Below are 15,493 nucleotides of genomic sequence, written 5' to 3' on the forward strand. Positions count from 1 at the left end.
TTAGCGAAGGGGCCGCATGGCCCCTTTTTTTATTGCTCACAAACTTAGACTTTTAGTGTACCCTTGCGCGCATTCAGCAAGGGGGGAAAAGACATGGATCTGCGTTTTCTTCGTGCCGCGATGCTCGCGGCTTCAGTTTTTTTAGCGGGCTGTGACGCGGTATCCAGCCCACAACCGGCGGCGTCAGCGGTCACCGTGCTGGAAGGTAAAACCATGGGCACCTCATGGCGCGTCAGCGTTGTGAACCTGGAAAAACCGCGCGCCGACGAACTCCGGCAAAAAATCCAGGCGCAGCTCGATGCTGACGATCAGATGATGTCGACCTGGAAAAATGACTCTGCCCTGATGCGCTTTAACGCCTCCTCCAGCCTGACGCCCTGGCCTGTGAGCGAAGCGATGGCGGATATTGTCACCACCTCACTGCGCATCGGCTATAAAACCGAGGGCGCGATGGATATTACCGTCGGCCCGCTGGTCAATCTGTGGGGCTTTGGCCCGGACAAACAGCCGGTCACCATCCCGTCGCAGGAACAAATCGACGCGGCGAAAGCGCGTACCGGTCTGCAACATCTGACGGTCACCCAGGAGGCCGGGCGACAGTATCTGCAAAAAGATCTGCCGGATCTGTTTGTTGACCTCTCCACCGTCGGCGAAGGCTACGCCGCCGATCATCTGGCGCATCTGATGGCGCAGGAGGGTATCCCGCGCTATCTGGTATCCGTAGGCGGCGCGCTCGCCAGCCGCGGCATGAACGGCGACGGCAAGCCCTGGCGGGTGGCGATCCAGAAGCCAACCGACCGTGAAAACGCGGTGCAGGCCATTGTCGATATTAACGGCCACGGTATCAGCACCTCCGGCAGCTACCGCAACTACTATGAGCTGGACGGCAAACGGCTTTCCCACGTTATCGATCCGCAGACCGGCAGTCCGATTACGCATAATCTGGTGTCGGTGACGGTGATCGCGCCAACGGCGCTGGAGGCGGATGGCTGGGACACCGGGCTGATGGTGCTCGGACCGCAGCAGGCGAAAGAAGTGGCGCGCCGCGAGGGGCTGGCGGTGTATATGATCACCAAAGAGGGGGATAAATTTGTTCCCTGGATGACGCCGCAGTTCCAGGCCTTCCTGGTGAGCGAAAAAAATTAAACCGCAAGATTGCGGGTGCGAAGGCTGCCGGTGTGGCTCATCCTCAGGCTACACTTAACGGAGGAGCCCGCCATGTCTGAACTACTGTTGCAAAACGATGCGCACCGCTGGCAGGCGGTGCTGGATCGCAATCCCGACGCTGATGGTCACTTTATTTTTGCGGTGATCACCACCGGGATTTACTGCCGCCCGTCGTGCCGCGCCCGTCATGCGCTGCGGGAGAACGTGCGTTTTTTTCCGGATGCCGACAGCGCCAGGGCGGCGGGCTTTCGTCCCTGCAAACGCTGCCAGCCGGATCTTCCTGCCGCCGGTCAGCACCGCCTCGATAAAATCGAACAGGCCTGTCGCCTGCTGGAGCAGGACACCCCCGTCACCCTCGACGCGCTGGCGCGGCAGGTGGCGATGAGCCCTTATCATTTCCATCGCCTTTTTAAAGCCACTACCGGCATGACGCCCAAAGCCTGGCAACTGGCATATCGCGCAGAACGTCTGCGGCAAAATCTGGCCGCAGGCACAACGGTGACCGACGCCGTGCTGGCTGCCGGATTCCCGGACAGCAGCAGCTATTATCGTCACGCGGATCGGGCGCTTGGCATGACGGCGCAGCAATACCGCAGCGGCGGCAGGGACACCACCCTCCGCTATGCGCTGGAAGGCTGTACACTGGGGCGCTGCCTGGTGGCGGAAAGCGAGCGCGGTATCTGCGCCATTTTGCTGGCTGACAGCGACCAGCAGCTGCTTGCCGAACTGGCGCGCGCCTTTCCCGGCGCACACAGAGAAGCGGGCGATGAGGATTTCACCCGACGGGTGCATCAGGTGATTGCGGTACTGGATAACCCGCGACATAGCCTGGCGCTGCCGCTGGATCTGCGCGGCACCGCCTTTCAGCGTCAGGTATGGAACGCGCTACGCCAGATCCCTGCCGGGGAAACCGTCAGCTATCAGCGGGTGGCGCAAGCCATCGGCAAACCCCGTGCCGTGCGCGCCGTCGCCAGCGCCTGTGCGGCCAATACGCTGGCCGTGGTGATCCCCTGTCACCGCGTGCTGCGCGTCAATGGCGCGCTTTCCGGTTATCGCTGGGGACTGGCGCGTAAAGCGCAATTGCTGGCCCGTGAATCTGAACAGGAGGAGCCGTAATGCTGGATTTGTTTGCCGATGAAGAACCCTGGCAGGAGCCACTCGCACCGGGCGCGGTGATCCTGCGCCGTTTTGCCGTCAGCGAGGCGCAGGCGTTGCTGGACGGCATCGCGCAGGTAGCGGCGCAGTCGCCGTTTCGCCATATGATCACCCCCGGCGGCTACACCATGTCGGTGGCGATGACCAACTGCGGTAACCTCGGCTGGGCGACCAATGCGCGGGGTTATCTGTATGCGACGGAAGATCCCCTCACGCAGCGCCCGTGGCCATTGATGCCGGAGGTGTTCCGCGCATTGTGCGATCGTGCGGCGCAGGCGGCGGGCTATCCCGATTTTACCCCTGACGCCTGTCTAATTAACCGCTATGCGCCGGGCGCGAAACTCTCGTTGCATCAGGATAAAGACGAGCCGGATCTGCGCGCGCCTATTGTGTCCGTTTCGCTGGGGCTGCCCGCGGTTTTTCAGTTTGGCGGCCTGAAACGTAACGATCCTGTCGCCCGGGTGATGCTGGAGCAGGGGGATGTGGTGGTATGGGGCGGCGAATCGCGTCTCTTTTATCATGGCATTCTGCCGCTCAAAGCCGGGCAGCATCCGGACACCGGCGAGTACCGCTACAACCTGACGTTCCGCCAGGCGGGGTTATTGCGAACATAAATAGCAATTATTCTTGATCCAGTACAAGAGCCGTTTACACTGCACGCTGTTTTTACTCTGTGCGGATCGCTTTTATGCCACTTCTTCTTCTCGTCTGGCGACAATATCGCTGGCCTTTTATTGCCGTGCTGGCGTTAAGCCTTGCCAGCGCCGCGCTGGGTATCGGGCTGATTGCCTTTATCAACCAGCGGCTGATTGAAAACGTTGATATTTCGCTCTCCGTGCTACCGGAATTCCTCGGGCTGCTGATCCTGTTGATGGCGGTTACCCTCGGCTCCCAGCTGGCGCTGACCACCCTCGGTCACCATTTCGTTTACCGTCTGCGCAGTGAATTTATCAAGCGTATTCTGGATACTCACGTCGAGCGTATTGAGCAGCTCGGCAGCGCCTCTCTGCTGGCGGGGCTGACCAGCGACGTGCGTAATATCACCATCGCCTTTGTCCGTCTGCCGGAACTGGTGCAGGGCATTATTCTGACCGTCGGCTGCGCGGCTTACATGGGCTGGCTGTCCGGTAAAATGCTGATGGTCACCGCGGTATGGATGGCGATCACCATTTGGGTGGGATTTGTGCTGGTGGCGCGGGTGTACAAACATATCGCCACGCTGCGTGAAACCGAAGACAAACTGCATAACGATTACCAGACGGTGCTGGAAGGGCGTAAAGAACTGACCCTCAACCGCGAACGCGCCGAATACATCTATAACCAGCTCTATCTACCGGATGCGCGGGAATACCGCCACCATATTATTCGCGCCGACACTTTCCACCTGAGCGCGGTGAACTGGTCAAACATTATGATGCTGGGGGCGATTGGCCTGGTGTTCTGGATGGCGAACAGCCTCGGCTGGGCGGATACCAATGTCGCGGCGATCTTCTCCCTTACCGTGCTGTTCCTGCGCACGCCGCTGCTGTCGGCGGTCGGCGCGCTGCCGACGCTGCTCAGCGCGCAGGTGGCGTTCAACAAGCTGAACCAGTTTGATCTCGCGCCTTATAAAGAAGAATTCCCGCGTCCGGTGTCGCTACAGGGCTGGCAGACGCTTGAAATGCGCGATGTCACCTTTACCTATCAGGACAACGCCTTTGCCGTCGGCCCGCTGAATCTGACGCTGCACCGGGGCGAGCTGGTATTTCTGATCGGCGGCAACGGCAGCGGCAAATCGACGCTGGCGATGCTGCTTACCGGACTGTATCAGCCGGTGTCCGGTGAAATCCTTATCGACGGCAAGCCGCTGGCGGCAAACAAACCGGAAGACTATCGTCAGCTGTTCTCGGCAGTGTTTACCGATGTCTGGTTGTTTGATCAACTGCTTGGCCCGCAGGGCAAATCTGCCGATCCGGCGCTGGTGGACAAATGGCTTAATCAGCTGAAAATGTCCCACAAGCTGGAGCTGAAGGACGGCAAAATCCTCAATCTCAAGCTTTCGAAAGGGCAGAAGAAGCGCGTCGCCCTGCTGCTGGCGCTGGCGGAAGATCGTGACATCATTCTGCTGGATGAGTGGGCCGCCGATCAGGATCCGCATTTCCGCCGCGAGTTCTATCAGGTGCTGCTGCCATTGATGAAAGAAATGGGTAAAACCATTTTCGCCATCAGCCATGACGATCACTACTTTATTCACGCCGATCGTCTGCTGGAGATGCGGGACGGCAAACTGTCAGAGCTGACCGGCGCAGAGCGCGATGCCGCCTCACGCGATGCGGTGTCCCGTACCGCCTGATCTAAAAAACCCGGCTCGTTGCGCCGGGTTTTTTTATTCATTCCATTTATTTATCTTACCTGCCGCTATGCTTTACCCTGTCATCATGATTATGAATGCAGGGATGTCCTATGTCAGTCATACCAAACAACAGCGCCCGGTTGCGCGATGAAGAACGAGCGCGCCTGATCTGGCTGCTCACCACCGATAAAGCGATCACCTCCACCTTACTCAACAAGCTGACGCTCGCCGAACAGTATGACGTCGGCACGCTGGCGGAAGATATGGCGGAAGTGGGCGCGCTGGTTGCGCATTTGCCGCCGCCGGATCTGGCGGATGCGCTGGAGGCGCTGCCCGCCGATGCCCGTCACGCGGTCTGGCAGCTGATCGACCACACCAAACGCGGCGAAGTGCTGCTGGAAGCCTCGGAAAACGTCTGGGACGACCTTATTGAGGGCATGAGCGACAAAGCGTTGCTCGATGCCCTGAAAACCCTCGACATCGACGAGCAGATTTATCTTGTTCAGCGCCTGCCGCGTAACCTGACCGGACGGCTGGTCGCCTCGCTACCGGCGGGGGAGCGCGCGCGGGTGCATCAGGTCATGCACTACCCGAAGACCAGCGTCGGCGCGAACATGGAGTTCGCCGTTATCACCGTGCGCCCGGATGTGACGCTGGCCACCGTGCAGCGCTTTCTGCGCCGTCTCGACAAAATGCCGGAAAACACCGACAAACTCTTTGTCACCGGGCGGGACAACGTGCTGCTGGGCGAGCTGCCGTTGCAGACCATCCTGCTCAATATCGGATCGGTGAAGGTCAGTGAAGTGATGGAAAGCGATCCGGTGATCTTCTCGCCGGAAGACGACGCCGAAAATGCCGCCCGTACCTTTGAGCGTGACAACCTGCTCAGCGCCGCGGTGGTGGACACCACCGGCACGCTGATGGGCCGTCTGACCATCGATGAGATCGTGAACGTGGTGTATCAGGAAACCGATAACGATATGCGTCTGATGGGCGGTCTGAGCGCCGAAGAGGATGTCTTCGCGCCGGTAGGCAAAGCGGTGCGTACCCGCTGGGCGTGGCTGGCGATAAATCTCTGCACTGCGTTTATCGCTTCCAGGGTGATCGACGGCTTTGAGCACACCATTTCACAGCTGGTGGCGCTGGCCTCGCTGATGCCTATTGTCGCTGGCATCGGCGGTAACACCGGCAATCAGACCATCACCATGATCGTGCGCGCGCTGGCGCTGCAAAAGATCCACCCTGGTAACTTCCGCTTTCTGATTTTTCGTGAGATGGGGGTGGCGCTGATTAACGGCCTGGTGTGGGGCGGGATCATGGGCGGCATCACCTGGTGGTTGTACGGTGATATGGCCCTTGGCGGGGTGATGACCCTCGCCATGGTGCTGAATCTGCTGGTGGCCGCCTTAATGGGGGTGTTGATCCCGATGATTATGGTCAGGCTGGGGCGCGACCCGGCGGTCGGCTCCAGCGTGATGATCACTGCCCTGACGGATACCGGCGGCTTCTTTATTTTTCTGGGTCTGGCGACGCTGTTTTTGCTTTAGCGTCTGCGGCGCGCTGGCGGCGGCCTGGCAGCACAAACATCAGCGCCACGCCGGCAGCCACGCCAATCGCCAGATTACCGGTGCTGACGGTGGCGGCCACCGTCACCAGCATCACCAGGGTTTCCGCCACCGGTGCCTGTTTCAGCTCTGCCGGACGGATGCTGTGCCAGCTGAAGGTTTTCACCGCCACAATCACCATAATGCCCGCCAGCACCGCCATGGGAATTTTTGCCATCACCTCGCTGAGGGCGGTGACTAACAGCAGCAGCACCAGACCCGCCGCCACCGTGGAGATGCGGCTACGGCCTTTGCCCATTTCCACATTTACGATGGTCTGACCGATCATCGCGCAGCCCGCGATACCGCCGTACAGGCCGGCAAGGATATTGGCGACGCCCAGACCGGCGCTTTCCCGACGCTTGCTGGAGCGCGTATCGGTGAGATCGTCCACCAGTTTGGCGGTGAGCAGGGATTCCATCAGACCGACAAAGGCGATACTCAGCGCGCACGGCCAGATGATACTCAGCGTGTGCAGATTGAACGGCACCAGCCACTGCGTGAAGCCCGGCAGACCACCCTGCATCGGGCCTTCATCGCCGACGGTCGGCAAAATCTGACCGGTGGTCACGGTAAACAGCGTCAGCAGCACAATGGCCACCAGCGGGGAGGGGATACTTTTCACCCAGCGCGGCAACCACAGCACGATCAGCAGCGTCAGGCCGAACAGCCCGAGGATCAGCGGTTCCCGGCTCCAGAAGTGCGGCACCTGGGCGAAGAAAATCAGGATGCCGAGGGCGTTAACAAAGCCGGTCATTACGCTGTGCGGAATAAAGCGCATCAGACGCGCCATGCCCGCGAGGCCAAAGAGGATCTGGATAAGCCCGGCCAGCAGCACCGCTGGCAGGATGTACTCCACACCATGCTGATGCACCATCGGGCCGATCACCAGCGCCACGGAACCCGCCGCCGCGGTGACCATTGCCGGACGTCCGCCGAGCAGCGACATCGACAGGCACAGCACCACGGAGGCGATCAGGCTGACTTTCGGATCCACACCGGCGATCACTGAAAACGAAATCACTTCCGGGATCAGCGCAAGGGCCGTGATCACCCCGGCCAGGGTTTCGCGCATCAGCAGCGAAGGAGAGCGAAGAACAGTATTTACACGGCCATCGTGGCTGGCCGTTACAGATGATATTGGATCAGGCATAAGGTTTCGCAGATTAGGCGCGCCGCATACAGTGCGGGCAAACAGGCATCCATGCGGTTTAGCAAAGCGCAAAATAGTAGCCGCGCAGCCTGGCAGATGCCAGTTTTATTATCATTGTCGCAACATTGTCTTTGTAACTATCAGGTTATTATTGTGCAAATAACATGTCGTGAGTGAAAGAGCGGTCTCAATCGCAGGCCGAAGGGTATATATACATTCAGCACTGCTGTGGATAGAAAACTTTAATGAGGGGAAAAGATAAGGGAAGAGGCTGAATGAACTACAATGCTGATATAAAAAAACCAACCACGAAGGTTGGTTTTTCCGGGATTTTTGGTCGGCACGAGAGGATTTGAACCTCCGACCCCCGACACCCCATGACGGTGCGCTACCAGGCTGCGCTACGTGCCGAACTGTGGCGATAATAGTACCCGTTTTGCGGCTGATTGCAAGCCGGGTAACGCTGACTGATTTATAATTAATCAATCAGTTAGCGATGAACCTTTTTTCATCCGTCAGCACCTGCAGCAACAAACTGAGCTGCGGTTTCTGATCGCGGATTTTCTCGCCGCGCAGGTTATAGGTTTCATAAGTGCCGTTATGATCCAGCACCAGCGTCATACTGGACGTGGTGACCGCCAGCGTGGTGGCATCCGCTGCCGTCACCCAGTTATGGCGACGGTTGGCGTTAAACAGATCCTGACCCTGCGAGTATTCGTTCGCTGGCGTGGTCACCTGCAACAGCCGCTGCATCAGCGTGGTCATTACATCTTTATGATCGGTCAGCAGGTTGATGCGCTGCGCAGGCGTACCCGGCCAGTGGATCACCAGCGGCACGTGCAGATTCGTGCGCGACCAGTCAAAAGTCTGCTCGGCTTTATCCACCGGCTGGCCGTGTCCGGCGGTAATAATCACCACCGTATTGTCCAGCTTACCGGCATCACGCAGGGCGTTAAGCACGCGCGCAATCTGCGCATCCACATCACCGGCGGCGCGGGCGTAGCGGCGGGCAAAGCCCTGCTGCTGCGTCTCATCCAGCGTGGTGCCGTTAAGCGCCACCCAGGAGAACCAGCGGTTGTCTTCGGCGGCATAGCGGCCAAGCCAGTCGATCCACTGATCGGCGGTCTGTTTGTCCGACTGCGATTTCGCAGGCGGCAGCGAGAAGTCCGACAACAGGGCCTGGCGATACAGCGCGCTGCTGAAGCCATCGGAGGAGAACAGGCCAAGCTGATAACCCTGCTGATTCAGCGCGGTGATCAGCGCCGCAGGCGTACGCGACGACAGCACGCCGTCCATATAGGCGGGCGAAATACCATAGAACAGGCCAAAGATACCGTTGTCGGTGCCGTTGCCGGTACTCATATGCTGCGTAAAGGTCACGTTCTGCTGGGCGAAGCTCGCCAGCGCAGGCATCTGTTTCTCATAACGCGAATAGTTGAGGCCATCGACGGTGATCAGCAGGACGTTCTGCCCCGCGCCCATGCTGCGGTAATGCAGATCGCTTAACGGATACTGCACCGACACCGCTTCCGGATTGCCCTGTTCCACCAGACGACGCTGATACTCCTGCGCATCCAGCAGCCCGTGTTTTTCCAGAAAACGGCGGGCCGTCATCGGATAGGAGAGGGGCAGGTTAGCGCGCTGCATGGTGATCGGGCGATAGAAGTTCGCATCCGCCCAGATGTACATCACGTGCGTGGCGATAAAGGCCACAAAGAAGAAGGCGGCGACGGGTCTGGCGTAATGGCGACGACGCGTCAGGCTGCGCAGTTTCTGCCAGCTCCAGGTTGCAAAGAGCATTTCGATCAGCAATATGACCGGGACGCTGATAAACATCAGCTGCCAGTCGCGGGCCATCTCGTTTTGATCGGGGTTGATCACCAGCTCCCAGACGATGGGATTCAAATGCAGGTGGAAGCGGGTAAAGACTTCGCTGTCGATCAACAGCAGCGTCATGCCGGCGGTGGCCAGAATAGCGGACAACAGCCGCATCAGCCGCTGCGACATAATGACAAAGGTCAGGGGAAAGAGGATCAGCAGATAGGTGGCGAACACCAGAAAGCTGAAATGCCCGACAACGCTCAGGTAGGAGTAAAACCGCCCGGCAAGCGTGGTCGGCCAGTCGGCGACAAAAAGATAGCGGCTGCCGAAAACCATGGACAACAAAATGTTGAACAAGGCAAACCAGTGCCCCCAGCTGACCATCTGGGAGACTTTTTCACGGTAGCGCTGACGATGAGTCACCATAAAATGTCGTCGTGTTCCTTAGTGCGCGTTATCGTCGTTAACGGACGACTGCAACGCCTCTGCAAAAGAGCGGGCGATAGCCTGACGCTGGGCAGGCGCAACGCTGGTGTTGATAAGATTGGTCACCATGTTTCCCAGCACCATCAGGGAAAGATCGGTTGGCGTCTTATGTTTTTCCAGCACGTTTGCCAGTTCACTCAGCAGTTGTTCAACGTGTTCATCACTATAACGGGAAATCTGTGGCATAAATTCGGAATCAGTTTGTTCATGAAAGGGCAACATATTACCGTAGCAACAGCTTTTTTTCTGCATTTTTATCCGCTATTGCACAGATGTGCTGGCGGTGGTTGAATACCGCCCGGTCTAAAAGGAGAGTTTATCATGAGTCTGGACATCAACCAGATTGCCCTGCACCAGCTTATCAAGCGCGATGAGCAAACCCTTGAGCTGGTGTTACGCGATTCATTGCTGGAACCGACGGCTACCGTCAACGACATGGTGGCCGAGCTGCACCGGGTCTACAGCGCCAAAAATAAAGCCTATGGCCTGTTTAATGAAGAGAGCGAACTGGCGCAAACGCTGCGCCTGCAACGCAAGGGTGACGAAGATTTTCTCGCTTTCAGCCGTGCGGCAACCGGCCGTCTGCGGGATGAGCTGTCAAAATACCCCTTCGCTGACGGCGGGATAGTGCTGTTCTGCCATTATCGCTATCTGGCGGTAGAGTATCTTCTCATTGCCGTGCTGAATAATTTAAGCAGCATGCGGGTGAATGAGGAGCTGGATATCAGCTCCACGCACTATCTCGACATCAACCATGCCGACATCGTGGCGCGCATAGATTTAACCGAATGGGAAACCAGGCCAGAATCGACCCGCTACCTGACGTTCCTGAAGGGGCGGGTAGGGCGCAAAGTTGCCGATTTCTTTATGGATTTCCTTGGTGCCAGCGAAGGTCTGAATGCCAAAGCGCAGAACCGCGGGCTGTTACAGGCGGTGGACGACTTTACCGCTGAAGCGGATCTGGATAAAGCGGAGCGCCAGAGTGTGCGTCAGCAGGTGTACAGCTACTGCAACGAACAGTTACAGGCCGGGGAGGAGATCGAACTGGGATCCCTGTCGAAAGAGCTGGCAGGCGTCAGCGAGGTCAGCTTCCAGGACTTTACCGCGGAAAAGGGCTACGAGCTGGAAGAGAGCTTCCCGGCGGATCGCAGTACGCTGCGTCAGCTGACCAAATACGCGGGCAGCGGCGGCGGTTTGACCATTAATTTCGACGCCATGCTGTTGGGTGAGCGTATTTTCTGGGATCCCGCCACCGATACGCTGACCATTAAAGGCACGCCGCCCAATCTGCGCGACCAGTTGCAGCGCCGTCTGAGCGGTGGCAAATAACAGCCATAAAAAAACCCCGCCGGAGCGGGGTTTTTTATTCAACCTGTTGGCGATTACGCGCGAACGAAGTCGATGTGAGTCAGTTTCGGCTTGAACGCGTGACGCTGTACAGCCTGAACTTTAACTTTTACTTCTTTACCGTCAACAACCAGGGTCAGAACTTCGCCATAGAAACCTTCTTTGGCCTGCATGTTCATCACTTTGTCGTGGTCCAGTTCGATAGCAATCGGTGCTTCAGCGCCACCGTAGATGATTGCCGGGAACTTGTTAGCGGTACGCAGGCGGCGGCTCGCACCCTTACCCTGCTCTTTACGTGCTTGTGCTTCAATAGTAAACATTTGAATCTCTCTAATTAATCCTGTTACAGGCGACCCAGCAACAGGCAGATGATCGGCTTTACGGTTGTAAAGCGGGCGGTATTCTATACCCGAACGTATGTGACTTCAACGAAAAGCGCCGCTAGCCGCGCAATTCATTGGCGCGCCGGAAGCGACCTTCGTAACCGAAAACCTTTTCACGTACCTGCCAGAACTGGCCTTTTTTGCGCGCGACGACAAAATCCGGGTGCCTGAGCAGCGCGCGGGACGCGACGATATCCGCCGCGACTATCCAGCGCAGCGGCACGCCCGGCGTGCGGGTGTGGGGCCGAATAAAAAGCTGTTCGAAAGCCGTGCGCTGGGCAGGCGTTTGCAGACGGAAGCGCTCGCTGACGTCCGCGCCGTCCTCATCGTAATAGGTAATTTTCAGCCACTGGCCTTTCTCATCCGCGCCGTGCTGTAAGTCCATGCCGCTGCAGCGCAGCACCAGCGCGTCTTTCAGCTTCAGCGCGGCTTTCAGCATATCGTCAGGATCCACCAGCACCGTGTCGCACTCGCGGCAGCGGCGGGCGGCAATATCATTTTCTGCGTTGCACTGCGGGCAGTTTTTAAAGCGGAAGCGGTAGTCGCACTGGGCGCGATGACCCTCGTCGTCTTCAAACCAGCCCTGGCAGCGGCGGCCAAAATGCTCGATTAAGGTGCCGTCGGCGGTGGTTTTTCCCCAGAAGGTGTTGGCGAAACCGCAGTCCGGGCAGAAGACCTGCACCGGCACGTTATCACTTTTACCTTTTGGCGCGCCCACTTCCGGCGCGAAGAGATCGTGCGGGTTACCGGCGTAATCCAGGATCAGGCAGTCGGTTTTACCGGGAGCCAGCCGCAGGCCGCGGCCCACGATCTGCTGATACAGGCTGACGGATTCGGTCGGGCGCAGAATGGCGATCAAATCGACATGCGGGGCGTCAAAGCCGGTGGTCAGTACCGAGACGTTCACCAGATAACGAAACTGCTGCGCTTTGAACGCCTCAATCAGGGCATCGCGCTCGCTGCCCGGCGTTTCACCGGTGATCAGCGCCGCCTCATTCGCCGGCAGCAGGCCGGTGATCTCCCGGGCGTGCTCAACGGTGGCGGCAAAAATCATCACCCCTTTGCGGGTGGCGGCGAACTCCTCAATCTGGCTGATGATGTGCGGCGTAATGCGCTGCTGCTTTTTCAGCTCGCCATTGAGATCCGCCTCGCTGAACAGGCCATTGCGCTGCACCTGTAAGCGGCTGAAATCATACTGTACTACCGGCATATCCAGCCGCTCCGGCGGCGTCAGGTAGCCATGCTTGATCATATAGCGCAGCGGTAGCTCATAAATGCAGTCGCGGAACAGCGCTTTCTCATCGCCGCGCACCATGCCGTGATAATGAAACTGATAGATCCAGCCCTTGCCCAGACGAAAGGGCGTGGCGGTCAGCCCCAGCAGGCGCAGTTGCGGATTCACTTTCGTGAGATGTGCGAGGATCTGCTGGTACTGGCTGTCATCGTCATCGCTGATGCGGTGACATTCATCAACAATCAGCAGCGAGAACTCCCCCTGGAAATGGTCGAGATTACGCGCTACCGACTGCACGCTGCCGAACACCACTTTGCCGTGGCTCTCTTTGCGTTTCAGCCCGGCGGCGTAGATGTCCGCCTCAAGGCCTAACGCCAGATATTTCGCGTGGTTCTGCGCCACCAGCTCCTTGACGTGAGCCAGCACCAGCACACGTCCGCGCGCCACCCGGGCAAGCTCGGCAATCACCAGGCTTTTACCGGCCCCGGTGGGCAGGACGATCACTGCCGGGTGACGATGATGGCGAAAGTGGGCGAGGGTGGCGTCGACAGCTTCACGTTGGTAGGGGCGGAGTGTAAAAGTCATGGTCTCTTTAATATTCATCAGCAGGCTAATAGTATGCCACGGTTTTTTTCCCTTGAGCGATACGCGCAGCCCGTTATACTTAGCCATGCAATATTGCTTCTTTTTTTCGGGCAGTTAGCCCGACTCCGGCACCCTTTACAGGCAAATTAAATTTCATGCGACTTGATAAGTTTATCGCTCAGCAGCTTGGCGTAAGCCGTGCTATTGCCGGGCGTGAGATCCGCGGCAACCGTATCACCATTGACGGCGAAATTGTGCGACAGGCTGCGTTTAAACTGCTGCCCGAACATGAAGTGGCGTTCGACGGCAACCCGCTGGCGCAGCAGAATGGCCCGCGCTATTTTATGCTCAATAAACCCCAGGGTTACGTCTGTTCCACCGAAGATCCCGATCATCCGACGGTGCTCTATTTCCTCGACGAGCCGGTGGCGCACAAACTGCATGCCGCCGGACGTCTGGATATAGATACCACCGGCCTGGTGCTGATGACCGATGACGGTCAGTGGTCGCACCGTATCACCTCGCCGCGTCACCACTGCGAAAAAACTTACCTGGTTACCCTCGAATCCCCGGTCAGCGATGATACCGCCGAACAGTTCGCGGAGGGTGTCCAGTTGCATAACGAAAAGGATCTCACCAAACCGGCGGTGCTGGAAGTGATTACCCCGACCGAGGTGCGCCTGACCATCAGCGAAGGGCGCTACCATCAGGTGAAACGCATGTTTGCCGCCGTGGGTAACCACGTTGTCGGTCTGCACCGGGAACGTATTGGCGCCATCGCCCTTGACGATGATTTAGCCCCCGGTGAATACCGCCCGTTAACAGACGAAGAGATTGCCAGCATTGGCATGCCTTCTGAACTTTCCCAGGAGTCCTGAGTGACCGCCAGGCAAAACTCATCTCTGAGTATCGTCTTTATCCTTGGCCTGCTGGCCATGCTGATGCCGCTCTCCATCGACATGTATCTGCCCGCGCTGCCGGTGATCGCAGAGCAGTTCGCCGTGCCGGCAGGCAGCGCGCAGATGACGCTCAGCACCTATATTCTGGGTTTTGCGCTGGGGCAGTTGTTGTATGGCCCGATGGCCGACAGCATCGGGCGCAAGCCGGTGATCCTCGGCGGGACGCTGATTTTTGCCGCCGCCGCCGTCGCCTGCGCGCTGGCGCAGAGCATTGAGCAGCTGATCACCATGCGCTTCTTCCACGGGCTGGCGGCGGCCGCTGCCAGCGTGGTGATCAACGCCCTGATGCGGGATATTTATCCGAAAGAGGAGTTCTCACGGATGATGTCCTTTGTGATGCTGGTGACCACCATCGCGCCGCTGCTGGCGCCGATGATCGGCGGGGCGGTGCTGGTGTGGATGAGCTGGCATGCGATTTTCTGGATCCTCGCCATTGCCGCGCTGCTGGCCTCGCTGATGATCTTCTTTTTCATTAAAGAGACGCTGCCGGTGGAGCGGCGACAAAAATTCCGCGTTCGCACCACGCTCGGGAATTTCGCCACGCTGTTCCGCCACAAGCGGGTGCTGAGCTATATGCTGGCGAGCGGCTTCAGCTTCGCCGGGATGTTCTCCTTCCTCAGCGCCGGGCCTTTTGTCTACATCGAGATCAACCATGTTTCGCCGCAGGATTTCGGCTATTACTTCGCGCTGAACATCGTCTTCCTGTTCATTATGACCATCATTAATGGGCGTTTCGTGCGCCGGGTCGGGGCGATCAATATGTTCCGCGCCGGGCTGTACATTCAACTGGCGATGGCGATATGGATGGTAGTGTGCGCGGCGCTGGACGTCGGATTCTGGGCGCTGGTGGTAGGGGTGGCGGCCTTTATCGGCTGCGTGTCGCTGGTGGCCTCAAACGCCATGGCGGTGATCCTGGATGAATTTCCCCATATGGCGGGCACGGCCTCGTCGCTGGCGGGCACCTTCCGTTTCGGCATCGGTGCCATTGTCGGCGCGTTACTGTCGCTGGCGACCTTTAACAGCGCCTGGCCGATGATCTGGTCTATCGCCTTTTGCGCGGCCAGCTCTGTACTCTTCTATTTCTACGCCAGTCGCTCGAAAAAGCGCGCTGTCTAATCCTTTCCAGGGGGCAAAAACTGCCCCCTTCGTTGATGCATATCAACGGATCCCGCGATCGTATTTCCCCGATTTGTTTCTTTTATGTAAAATGTATTTGTGTAAAAAGTCACACCGTTGTAGTTAAAAAGGTTGAGTTAGATCTCATAAA

The 15,493-nt window shown here is 58.2% G+C and carries 13 protein-coding genes and 1 tRNA gene; 8 read left to right on the plus strand and 6 right to left on the minus strand.

Annotated elements, in window-relative coordinates; translation table 11 throughout:
• Window positions 1–93: 93 nt before the first annotated feature.
• The 5 genes from apbE (at window position 94) to mgtE (ending at window position 6,201) form a co-directional block, all read left to right on the plus strand.
• A complete protein-coding gene (gene apbE / locus ACQUTD_RS02685) occupies window positions 94–1,146 on the plus strand; it encodes an FAD:protein FMN transferase ApbE (RefSeq protein WP_321987791.1) in 1,053 nt (350 codons plus the stop codon).
• 72 nt (window positions 1,147–1,218) lie between these two features.
• Window positions 1,219–2,283 (plus strand): bifunctional DNA-binding transcriptional regulator/O6-methylguanine-DNA methyltransferase Ada, encoded by a 1,065-nt coding sequence (gene ada, locus ACQUTD_RS02690; RefSeq protein ID WP_473273588.1) that lies wholly within the window; start codon window positions 1,219–1,221, stop codon window positions 2,281–2,283.
• Window positions 2,283–2,936, plus strand: a complete 654-nt coding sequence (gene alkB, locus ACQUTD_RS02695) for a DNA oxidative demethylase AlkB (RefSeq protein WP_318362841.1) — start codon at window positions 2,283–2,285, stop codon at window positions 2,934–2,936. Before ada ends, alkB begins: the two co-directional genes overlap by 1 nt.
• 74 nt (window positions 2,937–3,010) lie before the next feature.
• On the plus strand, window positions 3,011–4,654 hold the full coding sequence (locus ACQUTD_RS02700) for a multidrug ABC transporter permease/ATP-binding protein (protein ID WP_473273590.1): 1,644 nt from the start codon (window positions 3,011–3,013) through the stop codon (window positions 4,652–4,654).
• A 110-nt stretch (window positions 4,655–4,764) separates the two neighbouring features.
• Window positions 4,765–6,201 carry a magnesium transporter gene (gene mgtE / locus ACQUTD_RS02705; RefSeq protein WP_473273592.1) on the plus strand — a complete coding sequence of 479 codons (1,437 nt, stop codon included), beginning with the start codon at window positions 4,765–4,767 and terminating at the stop codon, window positions 6,199–6,201.
• Here mgtE and ACQUTD_RS02710 read toward each other — a convergent pair.
• The 4 genes from ACQUTD_RS02710 to ACQUTD_RS02725 all read right to left on the minus strand — a co-directional run bounded on the left by ACQUTD_RS02710 (window position 6,164) and on the right by ACQUTD_RS02725 (window position 9,904).
• The gene (locus ACQUTD_RS02710) at window positions 6,164–7,411 is read right to left on the minus strand and encodes a SulP family inorganic anion transporter (protein WP_473273594.1); all 1,248 of its coding nucleotides are present in this window, start codon (window positions 7,409–7,411) and stop codon (window positions 6,164–6,166) included. The genes mgtE and ACQUTD_RS02710 overlap by 38 nt on opposite strands.
• 334 nt (window positions 7,412–7,745) lie before the next feature.
• Window positions 7,746–7,822: transfer RNA gene (locus ACQUTD_RS02715), tRNA-Pro, on the minus strand.
• A 75-nt stretch (window positions 7,823–7,897) separates the two neighbouring features.
• A complete protein-coding gene (gene yejM / locus ACQUTD_RS02720; RefSeq protein WP_072569161.1) occupies window positions 7,898–9,658 on the minus strand; it encodes an LPS biosynthesis-modulating metalloenzyme YejM in 1,761 nt (586 codons plus the stop codon).
• 18 nt (window positions 9,659–9,676) lie between these two features.
• Window positions 9,677–9,904, minus strand: coding sequence for a YejL family protein (locus ACQUTD_RS02725; RefSeq protein WP_072569491.1), 228 nt, complete (start codon window positions 9,902–9,904; stop codon window positions 9,677–9,679).
• 135 nt (window positions 9,905–10,039) lie between these two features.
• Here ACQUTD_RS02725 and yejK point away from each other — a divergent pair, with 135 nt between their 5' ends.
• The gene (gene yejK, locus ACQUTD_RS02730; RefSeq protein ID WP_473273597.1) at window positions 10,040–11,047 is read left to right on the plus strand and encodes a nucleoid-associated protein YejK; all 1,008 of its coding nucleotides are present in this window, start codon (window positions 10,040–10,042) and stop codon (window positions 11,045–11,047) included.
• Between the two features lie 53 nt (window positions 11,048–11,100).
• Here the strand turns inward: yejK and rplY are convergent, their stop codons facing one another.
• Window positions 11,101–11,385, minus strand: a complete 285-nt coding sequence (gene rplY / locus ACQUTD_RS02735; protein ID WP_072569159.1) for a 50S ribosomal protein L25 — start codon at window positions 11,383–11,385, stop codon at window positions 11,101–11,103.
• Window positions 11,386–11,506: 121 nt separating this feature from the next.
• Window positions 11,507–13,267, minus strand: a complete 1,761-nt coding sequence (gene radD / locus ACQUTD_RS02740) for a DNA repair helicase RadD (RefSeq protein WP_473273939.1) — start codon at window positions 13,265–13,267, stop codon at window positions 11,507–11,509.
• Between the two features lie 155 nt (window positions 13,268–13,422).
• Between radD and rsuA the strand changes: the two genes are divergently transcribed.
• Window positions 13,423–14,145: a 16S rRNA pseudouridine(516) synthase RsuA gene (rsuA, locus tag ACQUTD_RS02745; protein ID WP_473273600.1), complete on the plus strand. Its 723-nt coding sequence runs from the start codon at window positions 13,423–13,425 to the stop codon at window positions 14,143–14,145.
• Window positions 14,146–15,342, plus strand: a complete 1,197-nt coding sequence (locus tag ACQUTD_RS02750) for a Bcr/CflA family multidrug efflux MFS transporter (protein WP_318362848.1) — start codon at window positions 14,146–14,148, stop codon at window positions 15,340–15,342.
• The last annotated feature ends 151 nt before the right edge of the window (window positions 15,343–15,493 follow it).

Source organism: Enterobacter sp. K510 (assembly GCF_055804875.1).